This window comes from Microvirga terricola (genome assembly GCF_011777495.1).
GTDB lineage: Bacteria > Pseudomonadota > Alphaproteobacteria > Rhizobiales > Beijerinckiaceae > Microvirga > Microvirga terricola.
In genome coordinates, this window is record NZ_JAATJS010000003.1 from 550,937 (window position 1) to 567,985 (window position 17,049).

Annotated in this window: 13 protein-coding genes; all 13 read left to right on the top strand. The window is 63.5% G+C overall.

Features of this window, described 5'->3' with window-relative positions:
• Positions 1 to 368: 368 nt before the first annotated feature.
• The 13 genes from dnaE (at position 369) to lpxD (ending at position 17,025) form a co-directional block, all read left to right on the top strand.
• The gene (gene dnaE / locus HB375_RS10990; RefSeq protein ID WP_167673022.1) at positions 369 to 3,842 is read left to right on the top strand and encodes a DNA polymerase III subunit alpha; all 3,474 of its coding nucleotides are present in this window, start codon (positions 369 to 371) and stop codon (positions 3,840 to 3,842) included.
• Between the two features lie 109 nt (positions 3,843 to 3,951).
• Positions 3,952 to 4,923 carry an ABC transporter ATP-binding protein gene (locus HB375_RS10995; RefSeq protein ID WP_167673023.1) on the top strand — a complete coding sequence of 324 codons (972 nt, stop codon included), beginning with the start codon at positions 3,952 to 3,954 and terminating at the stop codon, positions 4,921 to 4,923.
• Entirely contained in the window at positions 4,920 to 5,681 is a 762-nt protein-coding gene (locus HB375_RS11000) for an ABC transporter permease (protein WP_167673024.1), read from the top strand. Before HB375_RS10995 ends, HB375_RS11000 begins: the two co-directional genes overlap by 4 nt.
• 159 nt (positions 5,682 to 5,840) lie before the next feature.
• Positions 5,841 to 6,854 (top strand): 30S ribosomal protein S2, encoded by a 1,014-nt coding sequence (locus tag HB375_RS11005; protein WP_167673025.1) that lies wholly within the window; start codon positions 5,841 to 5,843, stop codon positions 6,852 to 6,854.
• Positions 6,855 to 6,964: 110 nt separating this feature from the next.
• Positions 6,965 to 7,894, top strand: a complete 930-nt coding sequence (tsf, locus tag HB375_RS11010; RefSeq protein ID WP_167673026.1) for a translation elongation factor Ts — start codon at positions 6,965 to 6,967, stop codon at positions 7,892 to 7,894.
• Positions 7,895 to 7,964: 70 nt separating this feature from the next.
• Positions 7,965 to 8,678 carry a UMP kinase gene (gene pyrH / locus HB375_RS11015; RefSeq protein ID WP_167673027.1) on the top strand — a complete coding sequence of 238 codons (714 nt, stop codon included), beginning with the start codon at positions 7,965 to 7,967 and terminating at the stop codon, positions 8,676 to 8,678.
• Between the two features lie 68 nt (positions 8,679 to 8,746).
• Complete coding sequence (gene frr, locus HB375_RS11020) at positions 8,747 to 9,307, top strand: ribosome recycling factor (RefSeq protein ID WP_167673028.1); 561 nt, start codon at positions 8,747 to 8,749, stop codon at positions 9,305 to 9,307.
• A 27-nt stretch (positions 9,308 to 9,334) separates the two neighbouring features.
• Entirely contained in the window at positions 9,335 to 10,102 is a 768-nt protein-coding gene (locus tag HB375_RS11025) for an isoprenyl transferase (RefSeq protein ID WP_167673029.1), read from the top strand.
• Between the two features lie 2 nt (positions 10,103 to 10,104).
• Positions 10,105 to 10,962, top strand: a complete 858-nt coding sequence (locus tag HB375_RS11030; protein ID WP_167673030.1) for a phosphatidate cytidylyltransferase — start codon at positions 10,105 to 10,107, stop codon at positions 10,960 to 10,962.
• Between the two features lie 10 nt (positions 10,963 to 10,972).
• Entirely contained in the window at positions 10,973 to 12,139 is a 1,167-nt protein-coding gene (gene dxr, locus HB375_RS11035) for a 1-deoxy-D-xylulose-5-phosphate reductoisomerase (protein ID WP_167673031.1), read from the top strand.
• A 36-nt stretch (positions 12,140 to 12,175) separates the two neighbouring features.
• Complete coding sequence (gene rseP, locus HB375_RS11040; protein WP_167673032.1) at positions 12,176 to 13,339, top strand: RIP metalloprotease RseP; 1,164 nt, start codon at positions 12,176 to 12,178, stop codon at positions 13,337 to 13,339.
• A 170-nt stretch (positions 13,340 to 13,509) separates the two neighbouring features.
• Positions 13,510 to 15,906, top strand: a complete 2,397-nt coding sequence (gene bamA, locus HB375_RS11045) for an outer membrane protein assembly factor BamA (protein ID WP_167673033.1) — start codon at positions 13,510 to 13,512, stop codon at positions 15,904 to 15,906.
• Positions 15,907 to 15,945: 39 nt separating this feature from the next.
• The gene (gene lpxD, locus HB375_RS11050; protein ID WP_167673034.1) at positions 15,946 to 17,025 is read left to right on the top strand and encodes a UDP-3-O-(3-hydroxymyristoyl)glucosamine N-acyltransferase; all 1,080 of its coding nucleotides are present in this window, start codon (positions 15,946 to 15,948) and stop codon (positions 17,023 to 17,025) included.
• Positions 17,026 to 17,049: the final 24 nt, after the last annotated feature.

Here is a 17,049-nt window from a genome sequence, read left to right on the forward strand (position 1 = left end):
TCGGCCTCGGTTCGGACTGCCGCGTAAGCCGAACGAGACCTGTCGCTGCTGTCGTCTTAATCCTTTATTGACTCCACACTCACCGTACGGCATCCCCACACTTTACACAGAACATACAATGAACAATGATGAACATGTCAGGAACATGGAGATCCGACATGGTTCGCGTCCTTCTTGAAACCACAGCCGAAATCACCTCCCTTGCTCTCTTCGGAAGCATGGTGGCCATATGGGCTCTCGCGTTTTATCCCATGGCATAATTCCCACACTTCACAGGCAAGGGGCCTTGTGCCCCCATGCGGCCCCGTTTGCCGTGGTGAGGAGGGGACGACTCGTGCGAAACTGCGCCATCCCTTGAGTCGAGATTCATGTCGCGCATTCTTCAAGAAATCGGGTTCGTCCACCTGCATGTGCACTCCTCCTATTCGCTGCTCGAGGGGTCGCTGAAGATTGCGCAACTGGCGAAGCTGGCAGCGGCGGACAAGCAGCCGGCGCTCGCTTTGACCGACACCAACAACCTGTTCGGCGCGCTGGAATTTTCCGAAAAGCTCGCAGGCTCCGGCATGCAGCCGATTGCAGGCGTCCAGCTTTCCGTCCTTTTCGAGGAGCCGGACCCGGTGGCGCGCGTCCAGCCGCAGCCGAGTAACATCGTGCTGCTGGCGCAGAACGAAGAGGGCTATCGCAACCTCATGCGGCTCGTGAGCCACGCCTATTTCGGCGTGCCGCTCGGGGAACCGCCGCGCGCCGCGGCATCGCTTTTGGCCAAGCACTGTGAGGGGCTGATTGCGCTGACCGGCGGCTATTCCGGTCCGCTGGACAGCGCCCTGCGCGAGGGCGCGCGGGGAGAACTGGCGCAGGCGCGGCTCGATGTTCTCAAACATGCTTTTGGCCATCAGCTCTATGTCGAAATCCAGCGCCACGGCCTGCCCGACCAGCGGGTCGTCGAGGGTGAGTTGATTGCGCTCGCCGACCGCAACGGCCTGCCCATCGTCGCGGCCAACGAACCGTTCTTCGCCGCGGGGGCGGATTACGAGTCCCATGACGCGCTGCTCGCGATTGCGGACGGGCGCATCGTCTCCGACGACAACCGCCGCCGGCTGACGCCGCAGCACGATTTCAAGACGCGCAAGCAGATGATGGAGCTGTTTGCCGATCTGCCGGATGCGCTTCATGCCAGCGTCGAAATCGCCATGCGCTGCGCGACACGTGTCAGAACGCGCAAGCCCATCCTGCCGAGCTTCGGCGTCGAAACGGATGCGGTGGCGATGGACGAGGGCGAGGAGCTGAAGCGCCAGGCGGAGGAGGGGCTCGCCAGACGCCTTGCCGCGCATGGCCCCGCGCCCGGCCTCACGGAACAGGATTATCACGACCGCCTCGCCTTCGAGGTCGAGGTTATTCGCCGGATGAAATATCCCGGCTACTTCCTCATCGTGTCCGACTTCATCAAATGGGCGAAAGACCACGACATTCCCGTCGGGCCGGGCCGTGGTTCGGGCGCGGGCTCGCTCGTCGCCTATGCGCTGACCATCACCGATCTCGACCCCTTGCGGTTCAGCCTGCTCTTCGAGCGCTTCCTCAACCCGGAACGCGTCTCGATGCCGGACTTCGATATCGACTTCTGCGTCGAGGGGCGCGAGCGCGTCATCGAATACGTGCAGCAGCGCTACGGCGAGGAGCAGGTCGCGCAGATCATCACCTTCGGTACGCTGCTCGCGCGCGGCGTGATGCGCGACGTCGGCCGCGTGCTCGAAATGCCTTATGGCCAGGTGGACAAGCTCACCAAGCTGGTGCCGCAGAACCCGGCGAACCCGGTGACGCTGGATCAGGCCATCGAGGGCGAGCCCAAGCTTCAGGCCGCGCGTGACGAAGAGCCCGTCGTCGCGCGGATGCTCGGCATCGCGCAGAAGTTGGAGGGCCTGCATCGACACGCCTCGACCCACGCGGCGGGCGTGGTGATCGGCGACCGGCCGTTGCAGGAACTGGTGCCGCTCTATCGAGACCCGAAGACCGGCATGCGCGTGACCCAGTTCAACATGAAATGGGTCGAGCAGGCGGGTCTGGTGAAGTTCGACTTCCTCGGCCTGAAAACGCTCACCGTGCTCAACACGGCGGTCTCGCTGATCCGGCGAAAGGGCATCGAGGTCGATCTCTCGGCGCTGCCGCTCGACGACAAGAAAACCTACGAAATGCTCTGCCGTGGTGAGACGGTCGGCGTGTTCCAGGTGGAAAGTGTCGGCATGCGCAAGGCGCTGGTCGAGATGGAGGCCGACCGTTTCGAGGACATCATCGCGCTTGTCGCGCTCTACCGTCCGGGCCCGATGGCGAACATTCCGGTCTATTGCGCGCGCAAGCTCGGCAAGGACGAGCACAACAAGAAGGATTGGTATCCGCACCCCAAGCTCGAGCCGATCCTGAAAGAGACCTTCGGCATCATCGTCTATCAGGAGCAGGTGATGGAGGTGGCAAAGGTCCTCTCCGGCTACTCGCTCGGCGACGCCGACCTTCTGCGCCGCGCTATGGGTAAGAAGATCAAGGCGGAGATGGACGCGCAGCGCGAGCGCTTCGTCTCCGGCGCGGTGGGTAGCGATCTCGACAAGGCGAAGGCCAACGAAATCTTCGACCTTCTGGCGAAGTTCGCGGATTACGGCTTCAACAAGAGCCACGCGGCGGCCTATGCGCTCGTCGCGTTCCAGACCGCTTACCTGAAGGCGAATTATCCGGTCGAGTTCATGGCGGCGTCGATGACGCTCGATCTCGACAACACGGACAAGCTCTCGGAATTTCGGCGCGAGGCTCAGCGCCTCGGCATCCGCGTCGAGCCGCCGTCGATCAACCGCTCCGGCGTCGTGTTCGACGTGAAATACGACGCGGAAGGAAACGGCGCGATCCTCTATGCGCTTGCCGCCGTCAAGGGCGTCGGGCGCCAGGCCATCGAGGCCCTGGTGGAGACACGCGGCGACAAGCCGTTCAAGGATCTTGGCGATTTCGCACGCCGCATCAATCCGCGCGCGGTCAACAAGCGCATTCTCGAAAACCTCGTGGCGGCGGGCGCGTTCGACGAGCTGGAGCCCGACCGCGCGAAGGCTGCGGCCTCCATCGACGCCATGATGAGCCTCGCGCAGCAATCGCATGAGGCGGCGAATGGCGGCATGGCCGATATGTTCGGCGGCGTTGCCTCGGCGGATGTGCAGTTGCGCATTCCGCACTACGAGCCCTGGCCGCCTTCCGAGAAACTGCAGAAGGAATACGACGCGGTCGGCTTCTTCCTTTCGGGCCATCCGCTCGACGAGTATGGCGATCTCTTGAAGAAGCTGCGCGTGCAGACCTGGGTCGATTTCGCGCGCTCGGTGAAGGCGGGCAACTCGGTCGGCCGTGTCGCCGCCACGGTGCTCGACCGGCAGGAGCGCCGGACCAAGACCGGCAACAAGATGGGCATTCTGACCCTCTCCGATCAGACCGGCCATTTCGAGGCAATCATCTTCTCGGAGGGGCTGCAACGTCTGCGCGACGTGCTGGAGCCCGGCAACGCCGTTGTGCTGATGCTTCAGGCGGGCGTTGAAGGCGAAGAAGTCCGCGCGCGCATCGGCATGGCCGAGCCGCTGGAGGAGGCGGTCGCGAAATACCAGAAGGGCATGCGCATCTTCCTGCGTGACGAGCGGCCCATCGCGAGTGTCTATGAACGCCTGCGGGCGCGCGGGGAGGGGGAAGTGTCCCTCGTCCTCATCCTCGACGAGGGCGACCGGGAGGTGGAAGTAAAGCTCCCCGGCAAATACCTCGCCACGCCCCAGATCGCAGGCGCACTCCGCGCTGTGCCGGGCGTGGTGGATGTGCAGATGAGTTGAGGCGGGGCGCAAACGCTTCCCTCGACATGGCCGGATCAAGCCCCGCCATGAAGGCGGGGCCCATCGGAAATGTTTCAGCACAACCGCATTTCATGCTACCAGCGCTTCCATGAAACCGCTCGACAGCTCTCACGCTTCGCCTCCCGCTGCCTCGGAAAGGGCGATCATTTCCGTCTCGGGGCTCAATAAGATTTATGGTTCCGGCTTCCAGGCGCTTCGCAACGTCGATCTGGAGATTAGCCGGGGCGAGATTTTCGCGCTTCTCGGCCCGAACGGGGCGGGGAAGACGACGCTCATCAGCATCATCTGCGGCATCGTCAATCCGAGCATGGGCATCGTGCTGGCCGACGGCCACGACATCGTGCGCGATTATCGGGGCGCCCGCTCCAAGATCGGCCTCGTGCCGCAGGAATTGTCGACGGATGCTTTCGAAAGCGTCTGGGACACGGTGACGTTCAGCCGAGGGCTTTTCGGCAAGGCGCCGAACCCGGCCTATATCGAAAAGATCCTGAAGGACCTCTCCCTCTGGGAGAAGAAGGACAACCGGATCATGACCCTGTCCGGCGGCATGAAGCGCCGGGTCATGATCGCCAAGGCGCTCTCGCACGAACCGACGATCCTCTTCCTCGACGAGCCGACCGCAGGCGTCGATGTGGAGTTGCGGCGCGACATGTGGGAGATGGTCCGGTCGTTGCGGGACAACGGCGTCACCATCATCTTGACCACCCATTACATCGAAGAGGCCGAGGAAATGGCCGACCGGATCGGGGTGATCAACAAGGGCGAGATCGTTCTGGTCGAGGACAAGACCGTGCTGATGCGCAAGCTTGGTCGCAAGCAACTCACGTTGCAGCTTCAGCACCCCTTAAACGCGGTGCCTGCGGCCTTATCCGGCTATGACCTGACGCTCTCGGAAGACGGCCTGCAGCTCATCTATGATTTCGATGCGCAGAGCGAGGAAACCGGCATCGCCGGACTGCTGCGGCTGCTTAGCGAGCAGGGTATCGACTTCAAGGACCTGCATACCTCGCAAAGCTCGCTGGAAGACATCTTTGTCGATCTCGTCAGGGGGCGCGCATGAATTTCTATGCCATCAAGTCCATCTACCTCTTCGAGATGGCGCGCACCTGGCGCACGCTGATGGAAAGCATCGCCTCGCCGGTCCTCTCCACCTCCCTCTATTTCATCGTCTTCGGCTCGGCGATCGGCTCTCGCATCGCCGATGTGGACGGGGTGAGCTACGGCGCATTCATCGTGCCGGGGCTCATCATGCTCTCGATTCTGACGGAGAGCATCTCGAATGCCGCTTTCGGCATCTACATGCCGAAATTCTCCGGCACGATCTACGAACTGCTCTCCGCCCCGGTCTCCGCCCTGGAGACGGTTTTGGGCTATGTGGGCGCGGCGGCCAGCAAGTCGATCATTCTCGGCACCATCATTCTGATCACGGCCCGGTTCTTCGTGGACTTCTCCATCGAGCATCCGGTCTGGATGGTGGCCTTCCTGATCCTGACCTCGGTCACGTTCAGCCTGTTCGGCTTCATCATCGGCATCTGGGCCGATAGCTTCCAGCGGCTCCAGCTCATCCCCCTGATGGTCGTGACGCCGCTCACCTTCCTCGGCGGGAGCTTCTATTCGATCAACATGCTGCCGCCGTTCTGGCAGAAGGTCGCCCTGTTCAACCCCGTGGTCTACCTCGTCAGCGGCTTCCGCTGGAGCTTTTTTGGGGTGGCGGACGTCAACGTGGCGGTGAGCCTCGGCATGACCCTGATCTTCATGGCGGCCTGCCTGACAGGCATCTGGTGGATTTTCCGTACCGGATACAGGCTGAAGGCTTGAGTTTCGCCCGGGGAGGGCCTCAGGCTTGCCATTCCCCGGCTTTTCCCCTATACGCGCGTCCATCCCACACGCGGAGCCTGCCTCATGACTGAATGAGGCGTCCCGGTGGCCGGCAAAGGCCGGTCCACTGCTCCGCGGAGGCTTAACCGGAGAAAAAAGATGGCTCTTCCTGACTTTTCGATGCGCTCGCTGCTGGAAGCCGGCGCTCACTTTGGCCACCAGGCCCACCGTTGGAACCCGAAGATGGGTCAATACATCTTCGGCACCCGCAACAACATCCACATTATCGACCTCGCCCAGACGGTCCCGATGCTGCACCGCGCCCTCCAGGCCGTCAGCGACACGGTGGCCAAGGGCGGTCGCGTGCTGTTCGTCGGCACGAAGCGCCAGGCGGCCGACTCGATCGCCGATGCGGCCAAGCGTTCGGCTCAGTACTACGTGAACGCCCGCTGGCTCGGCGGCATGCTGACCAACTGGAAGACGATTTCGGGCTCAATCTCGCGTCTGCGCAAGGTCGACGAAATCCTCGCCGGCGGCGGCCAGGGCCTGACGAAGAAAGAGCGCCTCATGCTCGCCCGCGAGAAGGACAAGCTCGAGCGCGCGCTGGGCGGCATCAAGGACATGGGCGGCACGCCCGACCTGATCTTCATCATCGACACCAACAAGGAGCAGCTGGCGATCCAGGAGGCCAAGCGCCTCGGCATCCCGGTGGCTGCCATCGTCGACACCAACTGCGATCCGGACGGCATCACCTTCCCGGTTCCGGCCAACGACGACGCCGGCCGCGCGATCCAGCTCTACTGCGACCTCGTCGCCCGCGCCGCTCTTGACGGCATCTCCCGCGGCGCCGGCGCCATGGGCATCGACATTGGCGAGTCCGAGAACCCGATGGCGGAAGAGCTTCCGGCTCCCGCCGCCGGTTCCACGGAGCTCGGCGAAGTGTTCGAGCGCCTGGCCGCTCCGCGTGGCGCGCCGGACGATCTGACCAAGCTCACGGGCGTCGGCCCGCAGCTCGAGAAGAAGCTCAACGAGGCTGGCGTGTTCCACTACTGGCAGCTCGCCGCCATGCAGGCTGGCGATGTCGCCCAGCTCGACAAGGACCTGAAGCTGAACGGCCGCCTCGAGCGCGACGGCTGGATCGCTCAGGCCCGGGCGATGATCGAAGCGGCCTAAGGCCTGCTCGGCGCCGCATGTTTCGCGGTGCTGTTCGAGTGACGTGATCGAGCCCGGCGTTCCTGGAACGCCGGGCTCCCTATATGAATGAACCTGCGAAAGGATAGGCCATGGCGAACATTACCGCTGCGATGGTGAAAGAGCTGCGCGAGACGACCAGCGCCGGCATGATGGACTGCAAGACCGCTCTTGCCGAGACCAACGGCGACCTCGAGGCCGCCATCGACTGGCTGCGCAAGAAGGGCCTCTCGAAGGCCGCCAAGAAGGCCGGCCGCGTTGCCGCCGAGGGCCTCGTCGCTGTCGAATCGTCGGGCCACACCGCGACGATCCTCGAGGTGAACTCCGAGACTGACTTCGTCGCCCGCAACGAGCAGTTCCAGGCTTTCGTCCGCGAGGCCGCCAAGATTGCCCTCATGGGCAAGGGCACGGTCGAAGATCTCGAAGCCGCGCACTTCCCCGGCTCGCAGACCACCGTCAAGGACCGCCTCCAGGAGCTCATCGCCACCATCGGTGAGAACATGACCCTGCGCCGCGTCTCCAAGCTCGAAGTCTCCAAGGGTGTGATCGCGTCCTACGTCCACAACGTGGTGACCGAAGGCCTCGGCAAGATCGGCGTTCTCGTGGCGCTGGAGTCGGAAGGCGACGTGACTTTCCTCAGCACGCTCGGCCGTCAGATCGCCATGCACGTCGCCGCGACCAACCCCGTTGCCGTCGATGCCTCGGGCGTCGATGCCGCCACCGTGGAGCGCGAGAGCAACATTCTGCGTGAGAAGAACGCCGGCAAGCCGGAGAACGTCATGCAGAAGATCATCGAAAGCGGCCTGAAGAGCTACTACAAGGAGGTCACCCTCCTCGAGCAGCCCTTCGTGCATGACGGTTCCAAGACCGTCGCCCAGGTGCTCAAGGAAGCCGAGTCGAAGGCCGGCAAGCCGGTGGCGCTCAAGGGCTTCGTCCGCTACGCCCTCGGCGAGGGCATCGAGAAGGAAGAAGCTCCCGACTTCGCCGCAGAGGTTGCTGCGGCGGCCGGTACGAAGGCCTAAATCGAACCCAACAAAACGGCGGCGCTTCAGCCGCCGTTTTCATGAGAAGGTTTGAAAAAGGGGTCTCACAGTGACAAAGTTTCGGCGCATCCTCGTGAAGCTCTCGGGTGAGGCTCTCATGGCCCCCGATGGTTATTGGCTCGATCCGCAGACTCTGTCGGGCCTAGCCGCGGATCTCGCCGAGGCGACCCGCGCCGGATTTGAAATCGCCCTCGTGATCGGCGGTGGCAACATCATCCGCGGCGCGCGCATGAGTGCCGCCGGCTGGATCGACCGCCCGACCGCCGATGCCATGGGCATGCTCGGCACCGTCATGAACTCGCTCGCCGTCGAGACCGCGCTCAATGCGGCGGGGGTTTCCGCCCGCACCATGTCGGCGGTGTCCATGCCGACGATCTGCGAGACTTACGCCCGCCAGCCCGCTTTGCATCACCTCGACAAGGGCCAAGTGCTGGTTCTCGCCGGCGGCACGGGCAACCCGTTCTTCACCACCGATACGGCGGCCGTGCTGCGCGCGGCGGAGCTGCGCTGCGACGCGGTGCTGAAGGCGACGCAGGTGGACGGCGTTTATTCCGCCGACCCCAAGAAGGATCCTAACGCGATCCGATTCGACCGCCTGACCCACGACGAGGCCATCGCCAAGGACCTGAAGGTGATGGATACGGCGGCCTTCGCGCTTGCCCGTGAGAGCCGGCTATCGATTATCGTGGGCTCGGTGCACGCGCCGAGTTCCGTGTCGGCGCTTCTCCAGGGTAAAGTGCATTCCACCGTGGTTGCCCCCTGAGGGGGCCTTGATGCCAGGGCTGCGGCGGCGTAAGCCCGTTTCAATTGTTCGCGTAAGGAAAAACACCGATGGCCACGACTTTTGACCTCGCTGATATCAAGCGCCGCATGCAAGGCGCGATCAACGCATTCAAGCACGATCTGGGCAGCCTGCGCACGGGCCGCGCCTCGCCGAACCTCCTCGATCCGATCCAGATCGACGCCTATGGCTCCCTGATGCCGATCGTCCAGGTGGCGACGGTGAGCGTGCCCGAGCCGCGCCTGCTCAGCGTGCAGGTCTGGGACAGGGGCATGGTTGCCGCCGTTGAAAAGGCGATCCGCGAATCCGATCTCGGTCTCAATCCACAGACGGAAGGCCAGGTCATCCGCCTGCGCATCCCTGAGATGAACGAGCAGCGCCGCAAGGAGATGGTGAAGGTCTCGCACAAATACGCGGAAGAGGCGCGTGTAGCCGTCCGCCACGTGCGCCGCGACGGTCTCGACCTGCTCAAGAAGCTCGAAAAGGACCACGCGATCAGCGAGGATGACAGCAAGCGCCACGGCGAACAGGTCCAGAAGGCGACCGACCAGTTTGTTGCCGAGATTGAGACCCTGCTGGTGGCCAAGGAAAAGGAAATCATGCAGGTCTAAGTCGGACCTGCATCGGAAAGTGCGCTCATGACCGGTGAAGCCAAGCGATCGGCCCCGATCCCAGCCTGCGAACAGCCAGGCGAGGGCGTGCCGACGCATGTCGCCATCATCATGGACGGCAACGGTCGCTGGGCGGCCCAGCGCGGGCTGCCCCGCTTCGAGGGACACCGGCGCGGGGTCGAGGCGATCCGGCGCGCCGTGCGCACCGCGGGCGATCTCGGCATTCGCTACCTGACGGTCTACAGCTTCTCGGCGGAAAACTGGCGGCGGCCGGCTCAGGAGGTTTCGGATCTCATGGGCCTCCTGAAGCGCTTCGTCCGGCACGATCTCGCCGATCTTCACGCCAACAACATCCGCGTCCGCATCATCGGCGAACGCGAGGGGCTGTCGCCGGACATCCGGAGCATTCTCGACGAGGCCGAGCAGCTGACCCGCTCCAATACCGGCCTGACCCTGGTCATCGCCTTCAACTATGGCGGCCGCCAAGAGATCGTCGGGGCCATCCGGGCGCTCGCCCGTCAGGTGAAGGCGGGGGCGCTCGACCCGGAGGCCATTGATCTCGAGACCGTGGAAGCCGGGCTCGATACTCACGGCATTCCCGATCCCGATCTCCTCATCCGCACCTCGGGCGAGCAACGGATTTCGAACTTCCTCACCTGGCAGACGGCTTATTCGGAATTTGTCTTCGTTCCGGCCTTCTGGCCCGATTTCGATGATGCGATCTTCCGCGCCGCCATCGAGGAATATAACAGGCGCGACCGCCGCTTCGGCGGATTGACTGCCCGGGCTGGCTAATCATGGCGTCGGATGGAGGCTCGTCTCTGCCGCAGGCCGCCAAGCCCAGCTCATCCAAGGAGCTAGGCGCGCGGGTCGCATCCGCTCTGGTACTGATCCCTGTCGCGCTCGTGGCCGCCTATTGGGGCGGCTGGCCCTTTGCCCTGTTCTGGTTCGCCGCCGGCATCGCCATGATGATCGAGTGGACCAACATGACCCGGGTCGAGCCCTTGCGCACGGTCCAAGCCGTTTTCGGCGTCGGCCTTGCGGTATTGACGGCGCTCTTTCTGGCCAATGCGGCGTTCGGTTTGGGCGTTCTCGCCTGCGTCATTTTCCTCGTGACAGGTACGTTTCTGGCGAAGGGGAGCGATGGCAGGCGCTGGGCGGCGTCGGGCTTTGCCTATGCCGTCATCATCGTGCTGGTTCCGCCTATCGTTCGCGCTCACCCGAATCTCGGGCTGATCGGCCTTCTGTGGATGTTCGCGGTGGTCTGGGCGACCGATATTGCCGCCTATTTCACCGGTCGGGCTCTTGGCGGACCGAAGCTGTGGCCCCAAGTGAGCCCTAAGAAGACCTGGTCTGGCTTTGCCGGAGGGCTTTTGGCGGGGACGCTCGGCGGATTTCTCGTGGCTTGGGGTGCGCAGCGCCTCGGCCTGATGCCGCCGTTCAGCCTTCGCAATACGGTGATGCTGTCGATGGTCGCTTCGGTCGCCAGCCAACTCGGCGATCTGGGCGAATCCGCCCTGAAGCGGCATTGCAACGTCAAGGATTCAAGCCACCTGATCCCTGGTCATGGCGGCGTGATGGACAGGCTCGACGGGTTCTGGGCCGTGTCTCTCATTCTCGGAATAGTTCTTCTGGCTATTCGATTAGCCGAATAGATAGTGAGTTATGGCGCGTTCTCTTACCATTCTCGGAGCGACCGGTTCGATTGGTCGCTCCGCAACCGACGTGATTTTGGCTCATAGGGCTGAGCTGAGCATCGAGGCCGTCGTTGGGGGGAGCAACGCCGAAGCGCTGGCCAATGTCGCCCGCAGACTTGGCGCTCGTTTCGCCGCCCTGGCCGATGAGAAGGGTGGAGCTGCGCTCAAAGAGGCGCTTTCCGGATCCGGCGTCGCGAGCGGGGCGGGGGAGAGCGCCGTTATCGAGGCGGCGCAGCGGGAATCCGACGTGGTTCTCGCCGCCATCAGCGGCACCGCGGGCCTGCGCCCGACCCACGCCGCCCTGAAGGCGGGGCGACGTATCGCGCTTGCCAACAAGGAAAGCCTCGTTTGCGCCGGGGCGGCCTTCATGGCCGATGCCAGCCGCCTCGGCGCGGAAATCATGCCGGTCGATTCCGAGCACAACGCGCTCGATCAGGCGCTCGCCGCCGGCGCGAACCGGGATGTCGAGAAGGCGATCATTACCGCGACCGGCGGGCCGTTCCGGACCTGGACGCGCGAGCGGATTGCGACCGCGAGCGCCCAGGAAGCCTCGGCCCATCCGGTCTGGTCCATGGGTTCGAAGATCAACATCGATTCCGCGACCCTGATGAACAAGGGCCTCGAACTCATCGAGGCGCATCATCTTTTCGGTCTGGAGGCCGGACGGCTCGATGTGATCGTGCATCCCGAGGCCATCGTCCACGGTCTGGTGCAGTGGCGGGACGGGGCGGTCACTGCCGGGCTTGCCCTGCCGGACATGAAAGTTCCCATCGCGAACGCCCTGCGGCATCGTGAACGCCTGCCCATGGACCTGCCACGTCTCGATCTCGCCGCGATTGGTCGTTTAAGTTTCGAGAAGCCGGATGAAACGCGCTTTCCCTGTCTGGCCCTCGCCAAGGCCGCGCTTGAAGCCGGTGGGGCGATGCCGACGGTGCTGAATGCGGCAAATGAGATCGCTGTCGCCGCCTATATGGCAGGACGCATCGGGTTTTACGATATATCCGAGAACGTTGAGCGCGTTTGCTCGAACTTTGCGCGAGGCAGTGTTGCGGCGCCGGCCTCCGTTCCTGACGCTCTTGTGATCGACAAGGAGGCACGGGAGGCGGCCCGGCGACTTATCCCTGCCTATGCTTAAACCAGTGCTGCCTTAAGGCGCGCGAGAGGAACGATTATGGATTGGGTTGCTACCATCACCGGCGTCACGGGCTCGGCGTTCCTGAACCTGATTGCCTTCGTGGCCGTTCTGAGCGTCGTCGTCTTCATTCACGAGTTCGGCCATTTCTGGGTCGGGCGGCGCTGCGGCGTTGGCGTGGTCGCGTTCTCCATCGGATTCGGCAAGGAACTGTTCGGCTGGACCGACAAGTATGGGACGCGTTGGAAGATCTCGGCGATTCCGCTTGGAGGTTACGTAAAGTTCGTCGGCGACCTCAACGCCGCCAGCGTGCCGGACCAGGGGCACCTCGCCCAGATGTCGGCGGCGGAACGGGCGATCAGCTTTCCCCACCAGAATGTGGCCAAGCGGGCGGCCATCGTCGCCGCGGGGCCGATTGCCAATTTCATCCTCGCGATCGCGATTTTCGCCGGCTTCAACTACTTCAGCGGCCGTCAGGTCATCGAGCCGCGCATCGAGGCGGTTCAACCGGGCAGCGCCGCTGAAAAGGCCGGCTTCCTGCCGAAGGACCTGATTGTGACCATCGACGGGAAGCGCATCGAGACCTTTGCCGATATGCAGCTCCTGGTCAGTTCAAGCGCCGGGGAAAGCCTGGCCTTCACCGTGGAGCGCGGCGGGCAGACCGTTGCCCTGAACGCCATTCCGAACTTCGTCGAGCGGACGACGCCGTTCGGGAAGCAGCGGATCGGTCTTCTGGGAGTCGAGGCTTCCCGCGATCCCAGCGCCATCAAGCGGATTTCCTACACGCCCCTCGGGGCCCTGAAGGCCGGGGCTGTGGAGACCTGGAATCAGGTCGACCGGACCCTGAACTTCCTGCGTCGGCTCATCTTGGGCCGGGAATCGGCGGATCAGCTGTCTGGGCCCCTCGGAATCGCCCGCGCGGCTGGCACCGCCTTCGAGATCGGCGGGGTCTATAGCCTCGTCAGCCTGATCGGATTTCTGTCCGTTTCGATAGGATTGATTAACCTTTTCCCCATCCCATTGTTGGATGGCGGACACCTTCTTTTCTACGCCATCGAGGCCCTCCGGGGGCGGCCTTTGAGCGAAAAGGCCCAGGAAATCGGCTTCCGGATCGGCTTTGCAATCGTTGCAATGCTTATGGTTTTTGCCACCTGGAATGATCTTGTTCACCTTGGTGCAACTTTTATGGCACGGGGAACGTGACAAGGACGACACGCCCGGTAAAAATGCTACGGTGTTGGGCAAACCGCCGTTTGCAATAACGGCGAAAGTTTGTACAAGCGTGACCGCACCGATAGGCTGGGGGCAATAGTCATCAGCCGGCGGGGGAAAACCCCCGTGATGGGAAAAAAGATAAAGAGACGGGCCAGTTGATGATGTCGACGACCACGCCGCGCCGGAGAAAGCCGGCAGCCACCGCCGTTATTGCGCTCAGTGCGCTGATGGCAGGTGTTACCGCCGCGGATACCGCTTTCGCTCAGCAGGCAGCGCAGGGAGGCCGCCGTGCTGCTGCGGCCGTGACCCAGCAGCCGCTCATCAACCGTGTGGTCATCGAGGGCAATAAGAAGCTCGAAAAGGCGCAGCTGGAAGGCGCGCTCGAGCTGAAGGCCCGTACGCCTTACAATCAGGCGGTCGTTGACGCCGACGTGCAGCGCATCCTTGAGGCCTACCGCCGTTCCGGCCGTGGTCTGGCCCAGGTGACGCCCCGCATCGTCGACCTGCCGAACGGCCGTGTGGACGTCGTCTATACGATCACCGAAGGCGAGAAGACCGGCGTTAAGGAAATCCGATTCGTCGGAAATACTCAGATTTCGTCGAGCCGCCTGCGCGGCATCATGCAGACGACGGAAACGAACTTCCTGAGCTTCCTCAAAAGCACGGACGTTTACGATCCGGATCGCATCACCGCCGATCTGGAGCTGGTCCGCCGTTACTACCTCAAGAACGGCTATGCCGATTTCCGCGTGCTTTCGAGCGATGTGACGTTCGATCCGGCCGGCGGCGGCTACATCATCACCATTTCCGTCCAGGAAGGTGAGCAGTACCGCATCGGCGCCGTTAACGTCGATTCCCGCATCCCCGAGATCAGCTCAGACTCTCTGCGCAGCGACGTCGCCACGTCCTCCGGGTCGGTTTATAACGCCGACGCCGTTGAGAAGACGCTTCAGGCCGTCACCACCAATGTCGCTCGTCGCGGCAATGCGTTCGCGCAGGTTCGTCCCGTGGGCAACCGCAACCCGGCCACCAACACCATCGACCTGAATTACGTCATCGAAGAAGGTCCGCGGATCTACATCGAGCGGATCAACGTGCGCGGCAACACCCGCACCCGCGACTACGTCGTTCGTCGCGAGTTCGACCTGGGCGAGGGCGATGCCTATAACAAGGTCCTCGTCGACCGCGCCGAGCGCCGCCTGAACAACCTCGGGTTCTTCAAGCGCGTCCGCATCTCGAACGAGCCGGGCTCTGCGCCCGACCGCGTCATCGTGAACGTGGATGTGGAGGATCAATCGACCGGTGCCTTCTCGATTGCCGGCGGTTACTCGACTTCCGACGGCTTCATCGGCGAAATCGCGGTCACCGAGTCGAACTTCCTGGGCCGCGGCCAGTTCGTCCGCGTCGCCGGTCAGCTCGGCCAACGCACCAACGGCGTCGATTTCTCGTTCACCGAGCCGTATTTCCTCGGCTACCGGATGGCGGCTGGTATTGATCTGTTCTCGAAGTTCACCGACCAGACCAAGTTCGCCCGCTACGAGAACCGCGTGACCGGCGGTCAGCTCCGCTTGGGTCTACCCTTCACGGAAGAGTTCTCGCTGACCCTGCGTTACTCGCTCTACCAGCAGGATCTGAGCATCCCGAACACCCTCAAGCAGCCCTTCAACGACTGCTCGGTGCCGATCCCTGGTTATACGCAGTTGAACCCCGATGGCACGCCGAGCCGCTTCTTCTGCGAAGGCAACGGTGAAGCCTCGCTCGCAATCAAGCAGTCGCGCGGTGACACGCTTACCTCGCTGGGCGGCCTGACCTTCAACTACAACACGCTCGACAACACCAAGGACCCGCGCAACGGCTTCTATGGTGAGGTGAAGACGGACTTCGCTGGCCTGGGCGGCGACTCGCGCTACTTCCGTGCGACCGGTGACGCTCGCTATTACTACGAGCTCATCGAAGACATCGTCGGTATCGCCCGCGTCCAGGGTGGTCACATCACTGGCTTCGCCGGCAACAAGGGCGTCGGAAACGGCGAACTACGCATCGTCGACCAGTTCTTCCTTGGCCCGTCGCTGGTGCGCGGCTTTGCCACCAACGGCATCGGTCCGCGTGACATTTCGAGCCTCGACACCAACGCCAACGCCATCGGCGGCACCACCTACTTCGGCGGTACGCTCGAAGTACAGTTCCCTATCTTCGGCCTGCCGCGTGAGCTGGGCCTGAAGGGCGCGATCTTCGCCGATGCCGGTACGCTCTTCGGCTACAAGGGCCCGACCCGGTTCGACGTGAACGGAAACGGCCTCATCGAAGGCTTCAGCCCGACGCTCGGCTGCGCGCGTGAAGCGAACGTGTCGCAGGAATGCATCGTGGTCCGCGACAGCAAGACCATCCGTTCGTCGGTCGGTGCTTCGATCTTGTGGAGCTCGCCTCTGGGTCCGATCCGCTTCGACTACGCTTTCGCCCTCTCGAAGGATGACGGCGTCGTAGCGTCGAACGGTGCCAAGATCGGCGGGGACCGTACCCAAGCCTTCCGGTTCTCGGGTGGCACTCGCTTCTAATCGGGGAGGGCGCCGCGAAGGCGCCCTCACTTTTTCTGCATGACCGAATCCAATTTCTTTCCGCCAACCCAGCCGCTGCGTCTGCGGCAGGTGGCGGAGATGGCGAAGGTAGCGCTCCCCGACGGTGTCGACGGGGAGTTTTTGCTTAAAGGTGTCGCGCCGCTGGAAAGCGCCGGCCCCAACGATCTCGCCTATATGGACAATGCTGCTTATGGCGACGCGCTGGCCGCAACGCAGGCCGGGGCGTGCCTCGTCACGCCGCGCTTTGCTGCGAAGGTCCCGGCCGGAACCGTCGCGCTCGTGACCCCGCTGGCCTATCGCGTCTTCGCGCAGGTCATGGGCGTGTTGTTCCCCTCTGCCCTTCGTCCGGAATCGTCCTTTGCGGCGACGGGCGTCTCGCCGGGCTCCTTCGTGCATCCGTCGGCCCGCCTTGAGCATGGCGTCAAGGTCGATCCCGGCGCAGTCATCGGGCCTTATGCCGAGATCGGCGCGGGAACCCTTATCGGCGCGCACACGGTCATCGGTCCGCATGTGAAGATCGGGCGGGATTGCTCGCTCGGTCCGCAGGCGGCTGTGTCCCATGCCTTCATCGGCAACCGGGTCATCCTGCATCCGGGCGTGCGTATCGGACAGGACGGCTTCGGCTTTGCCATGGGACCGCAGGGGCACCTCAAGGTCCCGCAGATCGGCCGAGTCATCATCCAGGATGATGTGGAAATCGGCGCGAACAGCACTGTCGACCGGGGCGCGAGCCGCGACACCGTGATCGGCGAAGGCACGAAGATCGATAACCTCGTCCAGATCGGCCACAATGTGGTGATCGGGCGCCATTGCGTGATCGTCGCACAGGTGGGCATCGCCGGCTCCTCGACCCTCGAGGATTACGTGGTGCTCGGTGGCAAGGTCGGCGTGAAGGGGCATGTGCGCATCGGGATGGGCGCGCAGATCGCCGCCACCGCTGCCATCGACGGCGACGTTCCCGCTGGCGCCCGGTGGGGCGGCATCCCCGCCCGGCCGATGCGCGAGTGGTTCCGCGAGATCACGCTCTTGAAGAAACTGGCGCAGCGGGGCATCCCCCGCGACGCCGCAAAAGACGACGGTATGTCTTCCGAAGCGTGAAGACAGCCTGCATCCGGAGTTCCA

Coding starts and splice junctions, on each gene's coding strand:
- rseP (WP_167673032.1), top strand. CDS start 12,176: ATGGATTGGGTTGCTACCATCACCGGCGTCACGGGCTCGGCGTTCCTG.
- HB375_RS11025 (WP_167673029.1), top strand. CDS start 9,335: ATGACCGGTGAAGCCAAGCGATCGGCCCCGATCCCAGCCTGCGAACAG.
- HB375_RS10995 (WP_167673023.1), top strand. CDS start 3,952: ATGAAACCGCTCGACAGCTCTCACGCTTCGCCTCCCGCTGCCTCGGAA.
- tsf (WP_167673026.1), top strand. CDS start 6,965: ATGGCGAACATTACCGCTGCGATGGTGAAAGAGCTGCGCGAGACGACC.
- lpxD (WP_167673034.1), top strand. CDS start 15,946: ATGACCGAATCCAATTTCTTTCCGCCAACCCAGCCGCTGCGTCTGCGG.
- dnaE (WP_167673022.1), top strand. CDS start 369: ATGTCGCGCATTCTTCAAGAAATCGGGTTCGTCCACCTGCATGTGCAC.
- bamA (WP_167673033.1), top strand. CDS start 13,510: ATGATGTCGACGACCACGCCGCGCCGGAGAAAGCCGGCAGCCACCGCC.
- dxr (WP_167673031.1), top strand. CDS start 10,973: ATGGCGCGTTCTCTTACCATTCTCGGAGCGACCGGTTCGATTGGTCGC.
- HB375_RS11030 (WP_167673030.1), top strand. CDS start 10,105: ATGGCGTCGGATGGAGGCTCGTCTCTGCCGCAGGCCGCCAAGCCCAGC.
- frr (WP_167673028.1), top strand. CDS start 8,747: ATGGCCACGACTTTTGACCTCGCTGATATCAAGCGCCGCATGCAAGGC.
- HB375_RS11000 (WP_167673024.1), top strand. CDS start 4,920: ATGAATTTCTATGCCATCAAGTCCATCTACCTCTTCGAGATGGCGCGC.
- HB375_RS11005 (WP_167673025.1), top strand. CDS start 5,841: ATGGCTCTTCCTGACTTTTCGATGCGCTCGCTGCTGGAAGCCGGCGCT.